Origin of the sequence: Arthrobacter sp. EpRS71 (genome assembly GCF_001512285.1) — a bacterium.
Taxonomy (GTDB): Bacteria; Actinomycetota; Actinomycetes; order Actinomycetales; family Micrococcaceae; genus Arthrobacter.
In genome coordinates, this window is sequence record NZ_LNUV01000004.1 from 408,964 (window position 1) to 425,405 (window position 16,442).

Sequence of the window (16,442 nt, forward strand, 5' to 3'; positions counted from 1 at the left end):
CCGCCGAAAGAAAGGTGCTGCTGAATGGTGGAACAAGCATTCCTGGAATCGCTCATGGATAAGGCCTGGCCTGCACTTGAACGTGAAGAACTTGAGCATGATGTGTTGGGGGAGTGGGTCCTGCGTGCTTCGGGCGGAGTGACTCAGAGGGCTAATTCCGTGTGGCCAAGGAACCCTGCCGGTGGGCAGGAGGAAAGCCCTGGCATCGCGCGGTCCGTACGTGCAGCGGCGGAGTGGTACCGGCTTCGCCGGCTTCCCTTGATCTTCCAGGTCTTTGACGACTCCCGCAGCGCCGCCCTGAATGCCTACCTGGATGAGCAGCGCTACACGAGGCAGTCTGCAACGAAGATCATGGTCCGGGGCACGGCGGGGCTGCCCCTCAGCGCGTCGGGCCGGACCGTTGACATGGCCGATGAACCGTCCGAGGAATGGCTTCGCGTGTGGTGGTCCGTCGATGGCCGCGGCGGCGACGCTGAACTGTCGGTCGCTCACAAGATTCTCAGCGCCTGCCCTGCACTGTATGCAGTGGTGAGGGACGACGACGGCGTCCCCGCCGCCGTCGGGCGTCTCGCCTTGGTGGACGGCTGGGGCGGTATCTACAGCATGGCGACGTCAGCGGAGCACCGGAGGCGCGGCTACGGGACCGAGGTTCTAACTGCGCTGGTGAACGCCGGGATCCAACAAGATCTTGAGGGGTTCTGGCTGCTGGTCACGGAGGCTAATTACGGTGCGCAGCGACTTTACTCGCAAGCTGGTTTCACCGTCCACGGCAGTTACCTTTACCGGCAGGCGCCACTGCGGCGTGCGCCCGGCGGCTGCTAGTTCCTGGGCTGCTGCTCCCGGGTCGGATCAGTTACTGTGATGCGTATGGCGCAGGCATCGGCAGCGGCTTTCGCCAGCGCAGCGTTCTTTGGAGCTTGAACATCGAGGAAGGCCAAGCGCTCCCGCACGGCTATGTTCCTCAGTAACGGCTGGGCAAGGACCTGTTCCACCAGCACACGGTCGCCGCCGGGGACGAGGTATTCAACGCGGTGTTCAGTGAAGATGCGCACAGTGTGTTCTGCTGTGGCCTTGGCCTCCAGGAAGCGGTTGCCACTCTTCGAAGCGAGGATGGTGGACCCACTGGCAGCGGCTATGGCGTAACCGCCCTTGCGAACCAGCAGCAGGCCAAGCCCCCGTTCCTGGGTTGCCAGCGAAGCCAAACGGTCCACTTCAGTTGCTCCCCGGCCCGGACGTCCGTCGGCGGGCCATGGTGCTCTCATGAGGGCAGTCGCACCATCGGCTGCCCTCAGAAGAACCCCGCCGTCGTCGAGGTCTTCGGCAACCGGACCGTGGCTCGCCGCGAACCGCTCCACCCAACCTTGCAACCTGGCCGCGGCTACCAAGGCGGTCCGGCTGCCGGGACTCTGAAGAGGGGCAGATGCTCGGCGATCCACGTCGATGTCTCCTTTGCTGGAACTATGAGTAGCCTATCCATGTGGAAGATCTCTTTGGTGCCGGTGCAGTGGATGACGACGACTCCGAGGATCTGCCCGTGTCAGGGGGTCCCTCCGATGCCCGCTGGATGGCTTCGCAGCGGAGTCCGCTTGCCGTCAGAATGCGCCCCCGTTCCCTTGACGAGGTAGTGGGGCAGCAGCATCTGCTGGGGCAGGGGTCGCCCTTGCGTCAGCTGGCAGCAGGTGCTGAGGCCGCCGGCCCTGCAGGTCCCAGTTCGGTCATCCTTTGGGGCCCTCCCGGCACCGGGAAGACCACGCTCGCCCACGTGATCGCACGAGGGCCCGGGCGTAAGTTCGTTGAATTGTCAGCCATCACGGCAGGCGTCAAGGATGTGCGCCGCGTCATGGACGAGGCATTGACGGCCCGCGATCTTTACAAGAAGACCACAGTTCTCTTCCTCGACGAGATCCATCGTTTCAACAAGGCCCAACAGGATGCCCTGCTCCCTGGAGTGGAAAACCGTTGGGTGGTGCTGGTGGCTGCCACTACCGAGAACCCGTCCTTCTCTGTGGTATCGCCACTTCTGTCCCGCTCGCTCCTGCTCACGTTGAAGCCGCTGACCGATGACGACATTTCCGGTCTGCTGCAGCGGGCCGTGACGGACGCCCGCGGCCTTGCCGGTCGCGTCGAGCTAGGCCCTGAGGCGTTGGACCATCTGGTCCGGCTATCCGGAGGCGACGCCCGCAGGGCGCTGACGGCGTTGGAAGCCGCCGCCGGCGTCGCGTTCGGTGACTCCGACGCCGTCGATATTTCCGACGACGATGCACCAGGAACCGAAGGGGATAACGACGACGGCGAAACCGGGCTCGCGAACGAGGACCTTCCTGACGCTCCCGTGTTGGTGGAACTCCGCCACACAGAGCGTGCCCTGGATGCCGCGGCCGTTCGCTACGACCGCGCCGGCGACCAGCACTACGATGTGGCCAGCGCGTTCATCAAGTCCATCAGGGGCTCGGACGTCGATGCCGCCCTGCACTATTTGGCGCGAATGCTTGAGGCCGGTGAGGACCCGAGGTTCGTCGCGAGACGGATTGTGATCTCCGCCGCCGAGGACATCGGAATGGCAGATCCCACCGCGCTCCAAACCGCAGTGGCCGCAGCCCAGGCAGTGCAGTTGATCGGCATGCCGGAGGGGCGGATCGTGCTGGCCGAAGCTGTGGTCCACCTGGCCACCGCGCCCAAGTCCAACGCAGCGTATATGGGTTTGAACAAGGCGGTGGCCGACGTTCGAGCGGGCTTCGGTGGCGGTATCCCCATGCACCTGCGCGATGCCCACTACCCGGGCGCGAAGCAGTTGGGCCACGGGAAGAGCTATAAGTACGCACATGACGAACCACACGGCGTGGCAACACAGCAATACCCGCCGGATGACTTGGTGGGCAAGGACTACTACCAGCCCACCAATAACGGCGCTGAACGCGATATTGCCGCCAGGCTGGAACGGCTCCGCAAGATCGTGCGCGGAGAGTAGAGCCAAGCGGACGCCAGCTAGGGTTGGCGAGCCTGCCCGTGGTAGGCTTGTTCCTTGTCTGGCATGGCCCGACGCACAATCCCACTGAAGATTCCTTCAATAGTGCTGTGCGCCCGGGCTAGTAGCAAAAGGCAGCGGTTGGCCGATGCTCTCCCTGATGGAGGCCAGTAACACTGACACACCGCAGTAATTGGAAGGACACAAGTGGCTAACAACACTCGTGCTCGCCGTACCGCACGCCTTTCGCGTGCACTCGGCATTGCTCTGACCCCCAAGGCCGCCAAGTACATGGAGCGCCGCCCGTACGGCCCCGGCGAGCATGGCCGTGCCCGCAAGAAGCAGGATTCCGACTACGCCGTACGTCTGCGCGAAAAGCAGCGTCTGCGCGCCCAGTACGGCATCCGCGAAGCACAGATGACCCGTGCCTTCGAAGAAGCACGCCGCACCAAGGGCCTGACCGGTGAAAACCTGGTTGAGCTCCTCGAAATGCGTCTGGATGCCCTCGTGCTCCGTGCAGGCTTCGCCCGCACCATCGCACAGGCCCGCCAGCTGGTTGTTCACCGCCACATCATGGTTGACGGCATCCGCGTGGACCGCCCGTCCTTCCGCGTTGGCGAAGGTCAGCTCATCCACGTTCACAGCCGCTCCGAGGTCATGCCCCCGTTCCAGGTGGCAGCCGCTGGTGCACACGTGCTCAACAACGTGCCGGCATACTTGGACGTCAAGATCGAAGCCCTTCAGGCCCGCCTGGTTCGTCGCCCGAAGCGCTCCGAGGTCCCCGTGATCTGCGAAGAGCAGCTCGTCGTCGAATTCTACGCTCGCTAAATTCCAGCAGCGTCTACAAAGAAGCCCGTGGCACACGCCGCGGGCTTCTTTGTATGTAAGGTACCGGTCCACTATAGGTAAGGTACTTGGGGAGGCCTCGCCCAAAGCCGGGAACCGGCTGGTGTGAGGCAGCGAAACGATCCAAGGAGAAGAGTTCTATGTCTGGTGGCGACATCGCCGGCCTCATCGCAGCAGGAGTGTTCGCGCTTCTCGTCCTGCTTTTGGCCGTGCCCATTTTGAAGCTGGGCGGCGTTTTTGACGAAGTGCGGACTTCCATCCGTTCCCTGAGCGACGGCGCCACGCCCCTGATGGATGAAGTGACAGCAACCGTCACCACCACCAACGAACAGCTGAAGAAAGTTGACGGCATCGCCTCCAACGTTTCCGATGCCTCGGCCAACATCTCCGCGTTGTCCTCTCTTGTAGCGGCGACGGTGGGCTCGCCATTGATCAAGGTGGCAGCATTCAGCTATGGCGTGCGTTCTGCGTTCGCAGGACGTCGCGCACCTTCTTCCGGCCGCCGCAGCCGCTGACCTCCGCAGCCACTGAACCAGCCGGCCGCGAACTACAGGGAGAGCAATACCTCATGAAAAGAATTGTGTGGATGGGCATCGGCGTCGCTATCGGCGTCATTGCGTTCCGAAAGATCACCGAAGCCCAAGCCAACCTTGGGCCTGAGGGCCTGAATCGGGCTGTTGGCCGGATGGCCGATGGCCTGTTCGACTTCGCCGACGCCGTCCGTTCAGGGATGCACCAACGCGAAGAAGACTTGCGGGCAGCGTTGGGGATCGACGACGCCGTCCCCACCCGCCGCTAGAGGGGGCGGGTTCGCCCCCGGGCCCTCAACAGGGCAGAATGGAAAGCTGCGGAACGGCACCAGCCGGTACCGCGCACATCGTGTGCAGTGAATTGAGAAGGGTAAGTAATCAGCTAATGAAGTCGCAGGAGATCACCAAGCGCTGGGTGGACTTTTTTGTCAACAAGGGTCACACCGCCGTTCCCTCCGCGTCGCTCGTTTCCAGCGACCCGTCACTTCTCTTCACTGTGGCCGGAATGGTGCCCTTCATTCCGTACCTGACCGCGCGCGAAGAGCCACCCTACAGCCGGGCAACGAGTGTCCAGAAGTGCATCCGCACCGGAGACATCGAAGAAGTGGGCAAGACGGCCCGCCACGGCACCTTCTTCCAGATGTGCGGCAACTTTTCCTTCGGAGACTACTTCAAGGAAGACGCCATCAAGTTTGCTTTCGAGCTGCTCACCACAAGTGTTGACGACGGCGGTTACGGGCTGCCCGCCGAGCGCCTCTGGGTGACTGTCTACGAAGAGGACGACGAAGCCAAAGAACTGTGGCTCAAGAACACCGGCATTCCTGCCGAGCGTATCCAGCGCATGGGCAAGGCCGACAACTACTGGTCCACCGGACAGCCTGGCCCCGCCGGTCCCTGCTCTGAGATCTACTACGACCGCGGCCCTGCCTACGGCATCGAAGGCGGCCCCTTGGCCGACGAAACGCGCTACGTCGAAATCTGGAACCTCGTGTTCATGCAGTACCAGATCGAAAACGTCCGCTCCAAGGTGGACTTCGACATCGTGGGTGAATTGCCGCAGAAGAACATCGACACCGGCCTGGGCATGGAGCGTCTTGCAATGATCCTCCAGGGTGTTGAAAACATGTACGAGACCGATCAGGTCCGTCCTGTGATCGATAAAGCCGCTGAATTGTCCGGCCGCGAGTACACCTCGGCCGAGTCCCCGGAAGACCCGCACCACACTGACGATGTCCGCATGCGCGTTGTCGGCGACCATATTCGTTCTGCCTTGATGCTCATTGCTGATGGCGTTGCGCCGTCCAATGAGGGCCGTGGCTATGTGCTGCGCCGCCTCATCCGGCGCGCTGTTCGCGCCATGCGCCTGCTCGGCGTCGAAAAGGCATGCCTGCCGGAGCTGCTTCCCGCATCCCGCGACGCCATGAAGGGTGTCTACCCGGTGGTGGAGACCGACTTTGCCCGAATCAGCCGGATTGCCTACGCCGAAGAGAGGGCATTCCTGCGCACCATTGCTTCCGGTACGGCCCGTCTGGAAGATGCTGTGGCGGAGTCGAAGGCTGCCGGCGTTCCGTTGTCCGGAGCCGACGCCTTTGCCCTGCACGACACTTACGGTTTCCCGATTGATCTGACCCTGGAAATGGCAGAAGAAGCCGGCCTCAAGGTGGATGAGGCAGGCTTCCGCGCTCTCATGCTGGAGCAGCGTCAGCGTGCCCAGGCCGATGCCAAGGGCAAGAAGGGTGGGCACGCGGACCTCAGCGCCTACCAGGAGCTGCTGGGCAAAGGCGAAACCGTCTTCACCGGTTACGACGAACTTGAGGGTGAGGCTAAAGTCCGCGGCATCGTCAGCGCTGGCCGGCCGGTAGCGCATGCGTCCACGGGCGAGGAAATCGAGCTGGTCCTCAACGAAACCCCGTTCTATGCCGAAGCTGGCGGTCAGTCCGCTGACACGGGCCTCATCACCGGCGACGGTTTCGTCGTTGAAGTGGTGGACGTTCAGCGTCCCATCAAGGGGCTCAGCGTTCACAAGGCGATTGTCCGTGAAGGTGAGATCGCTTCCGATGCCTTGGTACGCGCCGCCGTCGACCGTGAACGTCGTCATGCCGCCGAGCAGGCCCACACCGGCACGCACATTGTCCATGCTGCGTTGCACCAGATCCTCGGCCCGGAAGCAACTCAGCGCGGTTCCTACAACAAGGCCGGATACCTGCGCTTTGACTTCGCCTGGGGCGAAGGTCTCAGCACCGCTACCCGCTCCGAAATCGAAGAAGTTTCCAACATCGCCATCCGGAACAACTACCGGGTGGACACCAAGGTGATGGGCCTCGCTGAGGCCAAGGCGCTGGGCGCCATGGCACTCTTCGGCGAAAATTACGGCAGCGAAGTGCGTGTGGTGGAGATCGACGGCGCGTGGTCCCGCGAGTTGTGCGGTGGCACCCACGTGGCCAACACGTCGCTGATCGGCAGCCTGTCCCTGTTGGGAGAGCAGTCTGTTGGCTCGGGAAACCGCCGTGTTGAGGCCTTTGTAGGCTTGGATGCCTTCCGTCATCTGGCAGCCGAGCGGGCCTTGGTTTCAGAGCTCACGGATCTTTTGAAAGTTCCGTCCGGACAACTTGCTGACCGTATCTCCAGTACCCTGAACAAGCTCAAGGCCACAGAGAAAGAGCTTGATCGCCTCCGTAAAGAACAGCTCACGGCAGCGGCCGCCAACCTGGTGGGAACCGCCAAGGACGCCGCGGGTGTTCGGGTTGTAGCCCACGACGCCGGTCAGGTGGGAGGCGCTGATGATCTGCGCAACCTCGCCCTCGATCTCCGTAACCGCCTTGGCTCGGAAGCTTCCACAGTAGCTGTTGCGGGTGTCAGCAATGACCGTCCCGTCATACTGATCGCCACCAACGAGGCTGCCCGTGAAGCAGGCGTCAAGGCCGGAGTGCTGGTGCGTTTGGCTGCGGGGATCCTGGGCGGCGGCGGTGGCGGCAAGGATGACGTCGCCCAAGGCGGCGGCACCGACGCTGGGAAGGTCTCTGAGGCCCTCACAGCGGTGGTGGATGCGATTGCCAAGCGCTGACGGTGGATTCCAGTACTGACAGTGGCGTCTACCCCCACGGCATCAAGCTGGGGGTAGACGTCGGTACCGTTCGGGTGGGTCTGGCCATCTGCGATCCGGACGGGATCCTGGCGACACCGTTCAAGACGGTAGGGCGGGACACTAAGAAAAACTCTGACGTGCGTGTAGTGGTCAAGCACGCGGTTGACTTGGCGGCGGTGCAGATTTTCGTCGGTCTTCCCCGCACCATGAAGGGCGAAGAGCGGGCCTCTGCACACATGGCCATGGACTACGCGGAGCTCCTGTCCAACGAGCTTTTGCGCGTCGGTTTGGACGTTCCCGTGAACCTTGTTGATGAGCGACTTTCAACTGTCACGGCACACCGCAACCTGCACGAAGCTGGCATGAGCAGCAAGAACCACCGTAAAGTGGTTGATCAGGTTGCCGCTGCCGGAATACTGCAGCACGCAATCGACATGCAAAAAGCCAGAGGAACGGACGTAGGCCGCCGAGTGCAGGCACCGGTGCAGTCCGAAAAACCCAGCAGTGCCCCAACGCTGCTGGCTGCCTCCGGCAGTGAATCCGATTCTTCTAAGAGGGGACTGCAATTGTGAGCCCGGTCAACAACGACCCCTCCAGCGGTACCGCCGGCGGCGGTATGCCGCTCACCCGCAAAGAGCTGCGGGCGCGTGAACGATTCCTCGCCACGCAGAACCACAACGTGGTGCCCGTTCCCGAAGCGACCCCGGGGGAGGCGGCTCCCTCGGCGGAGAGAGAGCCGGAATTGCCCCGACCAGTCCCTGCGGTTCAGCCTGTGTCCGTCGCGCCTCCCGCCCCCGTTGCACCTCCTGCACCGGTGGCACCCCCTGCACCCGTAGCGCCTCCTACTCCCGCGGCGTCTCCGACGCAGCCCGAGGTACCTGCTGATGAGGCCCCGCATCACGTGGATGAAGCGCAACGTGAGCCGGAAAGCCACCCCCAAGAGCACACCGCCAGTGAGCAGGCCCTCGTTGAGCATCCTGCCGTTGAACACGAAGAGCCCGGTCATGGAGATCCGTCGGGCGGTCACATCCACCCTGATGAGGTCCATCAGGATGAGATGGACCACGAATTTGTTTCGGCAGGACATCCTGAAGGCTCCGCCGACGGTCATGAGGACGCCGAACACGATGCGCACTACCAGCCCGGCATCCATGAAGAACTCCACAACGACGTTCTGCTTCATGATGAGCATCCCCACGATCTCATAGCCCCTGTTGCCAGCCCGGCGTCCAAGGCCGCCGCGAAAAAGGCGCGCCGCCGCCGTCGTGTGTTGGCCCTTCTGATCACGCTGGGTGTCTTCGTCGCCGCCATCGCCATTGGTGCGCAGTTCCTGAAGCCCCTGCTGGGCATGGACAGGGTCACCGACTACCCCGGCCCGGGCACGGGGTCGGTAACCATCACGGTGCCCGAGGGGTCCGGTCCCAAGGCTGTGGCCAACGACCTTGTTGCGAATCGAGTGGTGGCAGATTCTGATGCTTTCGTGAAGGAGTTCCTCAACGAAGGTGGAGAACTCTCACCGGGCGCCTTCACCTTCCGCACGGAGATGAAGAATTCCGATGCCGTGGCGGTCCTAGTGAACAAGGACGCATCCAAAGTCATGTACTTTGCCTTGAGTGCCGGCCTCCGCATCAACGAATCGTTGGAGGCCATCTCCAAGGGTTCGGGCATTCCGCTGCAAGAGCTCAACGCCCTGAACCAGACACCCGGGCAGTTCGGTGTTCCGGCCAAGGCCAAGAACCTGGAAGGCTTCCTGGCACCCGGCGAGTATCGGTTCGAACTCGGAACCTCCGCCAAGGACATCATCCAGAAGCTGGTGACCACCACCCTGGATGAACTCAAGGCACAAGGAGTCACCGACCCCGCGAAGCAGTACGACACCGTGACCATCGCCAGCATCGTTCAGGCTGAAGGCGGGCAGGCAGACTACGGAAATGTGGCTGGAGCAATTTACAACAGGCTTAAGCCGAACAACATCGAGACCAGTGGACTCATCCAGTCCGACGCCACGGTGACGTACGGCCTGGGTAAGAAGTCGTTCCACCTTACGGAGGAAGAAAAGGCCGATAAGTCCAACGCTTACAACACCTACGCCAACGTGGGGTTGCCGGTGGGGCCCATTGGCTCGCCGGGCAAAACGGCGATTGATGCTGCAGCCAAACCGACTCAGAACGATTACCTCTACTGGGTGACCATCAACCTGGACACCAAGGAGACCAAGTTCTCCAAGACGTTGGCCGAGCACAACACCTATGTTGAGCAATACAACGCGTGGTGCCTGGCTAACGCAGGACGGTGTGTGTGAGTCGTCGTGCCGCAGTTCTGGGGCACCCGATTTCACATTCGAAGTCTCCGGCACTGCACTCTGCTGCATACGCCACGTTGGGTGTGGACATCGACTACTCGGCGATCGACGTCACGGTGGACGGGCTTCCTACCTTCATGGACTCGATCCGTGGCGACGACGCCTGGTGTGGCCTCTCGGTGACCATGCCGTTGAAGTCGGCCATGGTCAGGGAAGTCGACGAAGTCCGCGGCGCAGGTGCCCACCTGGGCGTCATTAACACGGTGGTTTTCGAGCACGACGCCGGGCGGGTACGTCGGGTGGGGTACAACACTGATGTGGCTGGCATCGTCGAAGCAGTCCGCTACGCAGGTGTGGTTGCTGCACCCCACGCGGCCATCCTGGGTGGCGGCGGCACTTCGGCCGCGGCCGTGGCTGCTGCGCGGGAACTCGGTGCCCGCCACGTCGACGTTTTCGTTCGTGATGCCGGACGTGCCGGTGATGCGCAAGCCGCCGCGGACGCCGTCGGAATTTCCCTCACAGTCCGGCCCCTGAAGGAAGCGGCCACCGCTGTGGCCGGGACGGATCTGGTGATCTCCACGTTTCCACCCCGTGCCGCCGATTCCTTGGCGGAAGAGCTTGCAGTGCTGCCGGGAACCGGAGCCGGCGTCCTGTTGGACGTTGCCTACGATCCTTGGCCCAGCCGGCTGGCGGAAGTGTGGCATGGCCACGGGGGAGCGGTGGTCCCGGGCCTGGAGATGCTGATGTATCAGGCGGCCGAGCAGATCAGCCGCTTTAGCGGCTGTGATGTCAACGCCGCCGTCATAGATGTGATGTGCGACTCAGTCGGGCTTCCCCGGCGAGTGTTCTAGACGCCCTACATGGCAGGATTGGTTATATGTTGCGTTGGTTGACTGCCGGTGAATCCCATGGTCCGGCCCTGATCGGAATTGTTGAAGGCGTGCCCGCCGGTGTTGAACTCACCAGCGGGCAGATTCGTGATGCTCTGGCGCGCAGGCGCCTGGGCTATGGCCGTGGTGCCCGCATGAAGTTTGAGCAGGACGAGGTCACCATCATGGGTGGCGTCCGCCATGGACTGACCCAAGGCGGCCCTGTGGCCATCCAGGTGGGAAATACGGAGTGGCCCAAGTGGGAGCAGATTATGTCTGCTGACCCCGTGGACCCCGAAGTCCTTGCCGATCAGGCACGCAACGCACCTTTGACCCGTCCGCGCCCGGGGCATGCCGATTTCACGGGCATGCAGAAGTACGGATTCGACGAAGCCCGTCCGGTCCTCGAGCGTGCCAGCGCACGTGAAACCGCCACCCGCGTGGCCCTTGGTACCGTCGCCGCCCAGTTCCTGAAGCAATTGGGCATCGAGTTGGTAAGTCATACAGTGTCCATTGCCAGTGTGACTGTCCCCGAAGGCAGGCCCCTGCCGTCGCCCAAGGATGTCATCGCGCTGGACGCCGATCCTTTGCGTTGCTTCGACCGTGAGACCTCGGACGCGATGGTGGCCGAGGTGGATGCCGCCCACAAGGAAGGCGAAACCCTGGGTGGTGTGGTGGAGGTACTGGCCTACGGGCTTCCGCCGGGATTGGGCAGCTACGTCCACTGGGATCGTCGTCTGGACTCCCGTCTGGCGGCCGCGCTCATGGGCATCCAGGCCATCAAGGGCGTCGAGGTGGGCGATGGCTTCCTCACGGCGGCTCGTCGTGGATCTGCGGCCCATGACGAGATTCTCAAGGATGACAACGGCAGGATTGTTCGTCAGACCAACCGGGCCGGCGGCATTGAAGGCGGCATGAGCATTGGTGAAGTGCTGCGTGTCCGGGCTGCCATGAAGCCCATTGCCACCGTCCCGCGCGCACTGCGGACCATTGACGTCAGCACCGGCGAGCCCGCCAAGGCGCACCACCAGCGTTCAGATGTTTGTGCGGTGCCTGCAGCGGGCGTGGTGGCCGAAGCCATGGTGGCGCTGGTTCTCGCTGAAGCTGTTGCTGAGAAATTCGGTGGTGACTCTGTGGCCGAAACCCTGCGCAACCTGCAGGGCTACCTTGAAAGCATCCCGGCAACCTTGGACTCGGTCGGCCGCTAGTGGTCCGCGCTATCCCGGATGGCCGGCCTGTTGTTCTCGTTGGCCCCATGGCGGTCGGAAAATCGGCGATAGGCCAGCAGTTGGCTCATCAGCTCCGTCTCCCTTTTGTGGACACCGACGCGGTGGTTGTGGCTGCTCACGGCAGCATCGCCGATATTTTCGCCGGCAGGGGGGAACACGCGTTTCGGGAGATTGAAGCGCGGGCCGTGGCTAAAGCCATCGAGTCTGCCAAGATCGAGCCGGCCATTATTTCCCTCGGCGGGGGAGCGGTGCTTGACTCCGGAACCCAGCAACTGTTGGGGGAGTGCACCGTGGTCTATTTGGAGTGTGACGCGGAAACCGTCGCAGACAGAATTGCACGTAACACCGGGAGGCCCTTGCTGCAGGGCGACGCAATGACCCGATGGGAAGCGTTGTTCGCTACCCGGCGCCCCGTCTATGAGCGTCTTGCTGACATTGTCATGGATGTCCGTTCCGGATCCGTGGCGGAAATCGGCCTCCATTTGGAGGAGCGGCTGCTCCAGCATGCAGCCTTGAAAGAGGAAGTTGAAAAGTGAGCAACGAAGCATCTGTCATCAAGGTGACCGGCCAGTCCGTCAACGAAAACTACGACGTCGTGGTGGGCCGTGGGCTCCTGGACACCCTGCCCGCCAAGCTTGGCGAACGCGTCCGGCGTGTTCTGGTGATTCACCCGCGGGCCCTCCGGCTGACCGGCGACACTGTTCGGGACGAACTCGAAGCCGCAGGCTTCACTGCGCTCACGGCTGAAATCCCGGATGCAGAAGAAGGCAAGCACATCCAAGTGGCAGCATTCTGCTGGCAAGTGCTGGGCCAGAATGACTTCACGCGATCTGATGCCATTGTGGCGGTAGGCGGCGGCGCAGTAACTGACCTCGCCGGCTTTGTGGCGGCAACCTGGCTTCGCGGAGTCAAAGTCATCCACATGCCCACCAGCTTGCTGGGCATGGTGGATGCTTCGGTCGGTGGCAAGACCGGCATCAATACGGCCGAAGGCAAGAACCTGGTGGGGTCCTTTCACCCGCCGGCCGCGGTCCTGGTGGACCTTGACACTCTCCAGACCCTCCCGAAGAACGAGCTCATCTCCGGAATGGCCGAAGTCATCAAGTGCGGCTTCATCGCCGATCCTGTGATCCTGGACCTCGTGGAAAAGAACACCGACGCCGTGATGGACGCGGGATCCGACGTTCTCCGCGAGCTCATTGAGCGTGCTGTTTCCGTGAAGGCCGATGTGGTCTCCCAGGACCTCAAGGAATCAGGCCTTCGTGAAATCCTGAACTACGGGCACACCCTTGGCCATGCCATTGAGTTGGTTGAACGCTACTCATGGCGTCACGGCGCCGCTGTTTCGGTGGGAATGATGTTTGCTGCCGAGCTGTCGCGCAGCGTGGGCCGCCTGTCCGATGCTGACGCTGACCGGCACCGCACCATTCTGGAAAGCCTCGGCTTGCCCACTACGTACCGTAAGGACCGCTGGCAGGGCCTCCTGGACGGGATGCGCCGGGACAAGAAGTCCCGCGGTGACCTACTCCGGTTTGTGGTCCTTGATGGCGTGGCGAAGCCGGGCATCCTGGAGGTCCCTGACACCTCTCTCCTGTTTGCCGCTTACCAGGAGATCGCATCATGACCGTCACTCTTCGTGAAGGCGTCAGCGACTGGCCGACTGCCGGGTTCCCGGGCGTCCGGATGAACCCGGACACGTTGCTTCCCGTGATTGTCAATGAGGACATCATGGAGTCCGCCCTTGCGGCTTCCGAGGACCCTGCTGATCGCATCATGGCACTCTTGCTGGAGAACCAGCCCAATGAGGCTGCCGAGCTCCTGGCTGAAGCGCGCTATAAAGATCCGGAATCGTTCCGGTTGAGGATTTTTGAGGCAGAAGTCCATCGGGCAACCAACCGCGTGGACCGTGCCGTGCAGTTGTTCAGGCACCTGCTGCAGGACGTCCAAGGCAGCCCGAAAGAAGCCATTGTTCACCAGTACTTGGGCCGGGCATACTTCGTCAGCGGCAACGCCCTGGCAGCATCCGAGGAGTTCGCCAAGGCTTTGGACTTGCGCGTTGCCATGGCCGCCGACGCTGCGCTCATCTATTCCTCCGCAGTTGCTCTCCAAAGGGCCCGGAATGTCCTGGAACTGGCCTCTTAGGGCCGTTCCAAAACCCCGCCCGCAAGGCACACCCGCATTTGCCGGTAGAATGGTTCTTGGATTTTTGATAAATACGCGCTGGCGGGCCGATTGGTACGCCTGCTTGGCATAGATAGCTGGCAGCTAGAACCAGTGCGATAACCAGAGGATACGAGTGGCAACCACAAACGACATCAAGAACGGGACCGTACTGAAGCTCGAGGGCCAGCTCTGGAACATCATCGAGTTCCAGCACGTCAAGCCTGGCAAGGGCGGCGCCTTCGTCCGTACCAAGATGCGCAACGTCATGTCCGGCAAGGTGGTGGACAAGACCTTCAACGCCGGTCTTAAGATCGAAACCGCTACGGTTGACCGCCGCGATTACCAGTACCTCTACCAGGACGGCGAAGACTTCGTTTTCATGGATACCCAGGACTACGACCAAATCACCGTCTCCGGTGCCACCGTGGGCGATGCCACCAACTTCATGCTCGAGAACCAGATGGTGAACATTGCCATCCACGAGGGCACGCCGCTGTACATCGAATTGCCTCCGAGCGTCGTCCTCGAAATCACCTACACGGAGCCGGGCCTTCAGGGCGACCGCTCCTCGGCAGGTACCAAGCCGGCCACAGTGGAGACCGGCTACGAAATCCAGGTCCCGCTGTTCGTTGAGCAGGGCACCAAGGTCAAGGTTGACACCAGGGATGGCAGCTACTTGGGCCGGGTCAACGACTAGTGAGCGCACGCGGTAAAGCCCGTAGCAGGGCACTTGAAGTACTTTTCGAGGCGGAGCAGCGTTCCGTTTCGGCTTTCGACGCGATGACAGCGCGCCGGGAGAAGACCGATCTTGTCATCAACCCCTACACGGTGGAAATCGTGGAAGGCGTTGTTTCCATGCAGGCGACCATCGATGAGTTCCTGCAGACCTACGCCCAGGGCTGGACGTTGGAGCGGATGCCGTCAGTGGACCGCATCATCCTCCGTATCGGCGCGTGGGAACTTCTCTACAATGACGAAGTTCCGGACGGCGTAGCTGTCAGCGAAGCTGTGGCTCTGGCTAAGACCATGTCCACGGACGAGTCGCCTGCCTTCATCAATGGGCTGCTTGGCCGGCTCCAGAAGCTGAAGCCCTCGCTCCTGGCATAAGGAGTTGTTTGCTGAAGGACCCGCATCCACAGGATGCGGGTCCTTTCTGCGTTACTGGAGGACTGCTGCCCTGAGCGTGGGGATAGTCCTGAGCAGCTCAAGCTCGTCCTGCTGATGGACGTGGATGTCGCGGCCGCTGAGTATCCGTTGCCGGGTAAACGCCAATGCTGTGGCCTCCTTGATGAAGGACTTCATGGTGCTGCCGCGCCCGCGCGAGTTTGCCCAGCGAATGGCCTGCCTCCGGCCCCGTGACGTAGCCAGCATTTCCACTTCTGCTGAAGTGAACCAGCCTGCCCGGGCATATTCGAGCAGCCGCTGGCGGGTGAGTTTTCCTTCAGCGACCCGGAGCAGGATGATTCCCACCGCTGCCACCAGGAAGATCGGTACCTGAACCACGAAGTACTCCACCAGGAAGTTCTGTCCCATGCTGTTCCATCGGTTGTGCAGGAACATCGCGGGCAGCAAGCCGATGAAGAAGGCCAGGACCGCATAGCCCGAGTGCCATTTTCGTGCGGCGAAGCCCATGATCAGTCCGGTGGTTCCCGTGAATACTGCGTGCGCGAAAGGCGACATGACGCCCCGGAGGATGAAAATCCGGATGAGGTCAGTACTTGGATCGGTGGAGGAGGCTATTTCGCGGCCAAAGTAGAGGATGTTCTCCGTGAAAGCGAAACCCGCGGCGATGGTAAAGGCGAAAACGACGCCGTCAACAGGTCCATCAAAGTACTTGCGTGCTGCGAGGATCAGGACCAGCAAGCCGAGCGACTTGGTGAATTCCTCCACGATGGGGGCTTGGACCGTGGCCATGAAGTAGCTGAATGCTTCTTCGCTGGAGGTGGGGGCAGCGAGGGCGAAGAGTGGCTGGATGAGCAGCGTCCCGGCAATGGAAACGGCGGCACCCCAGGTGAAAGCGAACCAGAGGAGCCTCTTTGGTTCGGGCTCCCAGCGATCGATCAGGCGTACCGTCAAGAGCACCACGGACAGAGGTATGAGTGAGGCAATGAAGCCGATCACAAATCCGGTGACGCCGGTGTTGCCCAACAGAAACGGAACCACCAGGAACAGGCTGCCGAGAACCAGTACAACTGCACCGATGAGCAAGGGAAGCGTCCCCCAGGACGTGCGTGCTTGCGGCGCTGGTGGGATGGCCCATGTTTGACGGGGGAGCGACGTCGGATTACCGGGGGCCGGTTGATAATTCCCGGGCTGGACGCGGCCGATCCAGGTGGGGTTCGCGCCAGGTTCCAGATATGGCCGGGGATAGGGCTGTCCGCCGGGTTGGCCGTGGTGGTTCATGGTCATGGGCAAGAGCCTATTCCACAGCACGGACTGTGAGCTTAAACTCA

The 16,442-nt window shown here is 62.1% G+C and carries 17 protein-coding genes; 15 read left to right on the plus strand and 2 right to left on the minus strand.

Annotated elements, in window-relative coordinates; translation table 11 throughout:
- Window positions 1–24 precede the first annotated feature (24 nt).
- Complete coding sequence (locus tag AR689_RS09375; protein WP_062069452.1) at window positions 25–822, plus strand: GNAT family N-acetyltransferase; 798 nt, start codon at window positions 25–27, stop codon at window positions 820–822.
- Here AR689_RS09375 and AR689_RS09380 read toward each other — a convergent pair.
- The gene (locus AR689_RS09380) at window positions 819–1,436 is read right to left on the minus strand and encodes a Vms1/Ankzf1 family peptidyl-tRNA hydrolase (RefSeq protein ID WP_062069455.1); all 618 of its coding nucleotides are present in this window, start codon (window positions 1,434–1,436) and stop codon (window positions 819–821) included. The two genes, AR689_RS09375 and AR689_RS09380, sit on opposite strands and share 4 nt — an antisense overlap.
- Window positions 1,437–1,477: 41 nt before the next feature.
- Here AR689_RS09380 and AR689_RS09385 point away from each other — a divergent pair, with 41 nt between their 5' ends.
- The 14 genes from AR689_RS09385 to nusB all read left to right on the plus strand — a co-directional run bounded on the left by AR689_RS09385 (window position 1,478) and on the right by nusB (window position 15,096).
- The gene (locus tag AR689_RS09385) at window positions 1,478–2,968 is read left to right on the plus strand and encodes a replication-associated recombination protein A (protein WP_062069458.1); all 1,491 of its coding nucleotides are present in this window, start codon (window positions 1,478–1,480) and stop codon (window positions 2,966–2,968) included.
- Between the two features lie 204 nt (window positions 2,969–3,172).
- Window positions 3,173–3,793, plus strand: coding sequence for a 30S ribosomal protein S4 (gene rpsD / locus AR689_RS09390; protein ID WP_062069461.1), 621 nt, complete (start codon window positions 3,173–3,175; stop codon window positions 3,791–3,793).
- Window positions 3,794–3,951: 158 nt separating this feature from the next.
- Window positions 3,952–4,326: a DUF948 domain-containing protein gene (locus AR689_RS09395; RefSeq protein ID WP_062069464.1), complete on the plus strand. Its 375-nt coding sequence runs from the start codon at window positions 3,952–3,954 to the stop codon at window positions 4,324–4,326.
- A gap of 53 nt (window positions 4,327–4,379) precedes the next feature.
- Entirely contained in the window at window positions 4,380–4,610 is a 231-nt protein-coding gene (locus tag AR689_RS09400) for a hypothetical protein (protein WP_082697866.1), read from the plus strand.
- 116 nt (window positions 4,611–4,726) lie between these two features.
- The gene (alaS, locus tag AR689_RS09405) at window positions 4,727–7,405 is read left to right on the plus strand and encodes an alanine--tRNA ligase (RefSeq protein ID WP_062069470.1); all 2,679 of its coding nucleotides are present in this window, start codon (window positions 4,727–4,729) and stop codon (window positions 7,403–7,405) included.
- A gap of 2 nt (window positions 7,406–7,407) precedes the next feature.
- Entirely contained in the window at window positions 7,408–7,998 is a 591-nt protein-coding gene (ruvX, locus tag AR689_RS09410; RefSeq protein WP_062069473.1) for a Holliday junction resolvase RuvX, read from the plus strand.
- Window positions 7,995–9,728, plus strand: coding sequence for an endolytic transglycosylase MltG (mltG, locus tag AR689_RS09415; protein WP_062069475.1), 1,734 nt, complete (start codon window positions 7,995–7,997; stop codon window positions 9,726–9,728). The genes ruvX and mltG overlap by 4 nt, the downstream gene beginning before the upstream one ends.
- Window positions 9,725–10,579 (plus strand): shikimate dehydrogenase family protein, encoded by an 855-nt coding sequence (locus tag AR689_RS09420; protein ID WP_062069477.1) that lies wholly within the window; start codon window positions 9,725–9,727, stop codon window positions 10,577–10,579. The genes mltG and AR689_RS09420 overlap by 4 nt, the downstream gene beginning before the upstream one ends.
- 26 nt (window positions 10,580–10,605) lie before the next feature.
- The gene (aroC, locus tag AR689_RS09425; protein ID WP_062069480.1) at window positions 10,606–11,805 is read left to right on the plus strand and encodes a chorismate synthase; all 1,200 of its coding nucleotides are present in this window, start codon (window positions 10,606–10,608) and stop codon (window positions 11,803–11,805) included.
- A complete protein-coding gene (locus AR689_RS09430; RefSeq protein ID WP_082697867.1) occupies window positions 11,805–12,362 on the plus strand; it encodes a shikimate kinase in 558 nt (185 codons plus the stop codon). Before aroC ends, AR689_RS09430 begins: the two co-directional genes overlap by 1 nt.
- Window positions 12,359–13,450, plus strand: coding sequence for a 3-dehydroquinate synthase (gene aroB, locus AR689_RS09435; protein ID WP_062069483.1), 1,092 nt, complete (start codon window positions 12,359–12,361; stop codon window positions 13,448–13,450). The genes AR689_RS09430 and aroB overlap by 4 nt, the downstream gene beginning before the upstream one ends.
- On the plus strand, window positions 13,447–13,968 hold the full coding sequence (locus AR689_RS09440) for a tetratricopeptide repeat protein (RefSeq protein ID WP_062069486.1): 522 nt from the start codon (window positions 13,447–13,449) through the stop codon (window positions 13,966–13,968). The genes aroB and AR689_RS09440 overlap by 4 nt, the downstream gene beginning before the upstream one ends.
- A 154-nt stretch (window positions 13,969–14,122) precedes the next feature.
- A complete protein-coding gene (gene efp / locus AR689_RS09445; RefSeq protein WP_011774957.1) occupies window positions 14,123–14,686 on the plus strand; it encodes an elongation factor P in 564 nt (187 codons plus the stop codon).
- Window positions 14,686–15,096, plus strand: a complete 411-nt coding sequence (nusB, locus tag AR689_RS09450; RefSeq protein WP_011774956.1) for a transcription antitermination factor NusB — start codon at window positions 14,686–14,688, stop codon at window positions 15,094–15,096. The genes efp and nusB overlap by 1 nt, the downstream gene beginning before the upstream one ends.
- A 51-nt stretch (window positions 15,097–15,147) precedes the next feature.
- Here nusB and AR689_RS09455 read toward each other — a convergent pair whose 3' ends face one another.
- Complete coding sequence (locus AR689_RS09455; RefSeq protein ID WP_502686012.1) at window positions 15,148–16,398, minus strand: PrsW family intramembrane metalloprotease; 1,251 nt, start codon at window positions 16,396–16,398, stop codon at window positions 15,148–15,150.
- Window positions 16,399–16,442 lie beyond the last annotated feature (44 nt).

Excerpts from the sequence above, each read along its gene's own strand:
- AR689_RS09375 (WP_062069452.1), top strand. The coding sequence starts at position 25 with ATGGTGGAACAAGCATTCCTGGAATCGCTCATGGATAAGGCCTGGCCT.
- AR689_RS09395 (WP_062069464.1), top strand. The coding sequence starts at position 3,952 with ATGTCTGGTGGCGACATCGCCGGCCTCATCGCAGCAGGAGTGTTCGCG.
- AR689_RS09400 (WP_082697866.1), top strand. The coding sequence starts at position 4,380 with ATGAAAAGAATTGTGTGGATGGGCATCGGCGTCGCTATCGGCGTCATT.
- alaS (WP_062069470.1), top strand. The coding sequence starts at position 4,727 with ATGAAGTCGCAGGAGATCACCAAGCGCTGGGTGGACTTTTTTGTCAAC.
- aroC (WP_062069480.1), top strand. The coding sequence starts at position 10,606 with ATGTTGCGTTGGTTGACTGCCGGTGAATCCCATGGTCCGGCCCTGATC.
- AR689_RS09440 (WP_062069486.1), top strand. The coding sequence starts at position 13,447 with ATGACCGTCACTCTTCGTGAAGGCGTCAGCGACTGGCCGACTGCCGGG.
- AR689_RS09455 (WP_502686012.1), bottom strand. The coding sequence starts at position 16,398 with ATGACCATGAACCACCACGGCCAACCCGGCGGACAGCCCTATCCCCGG.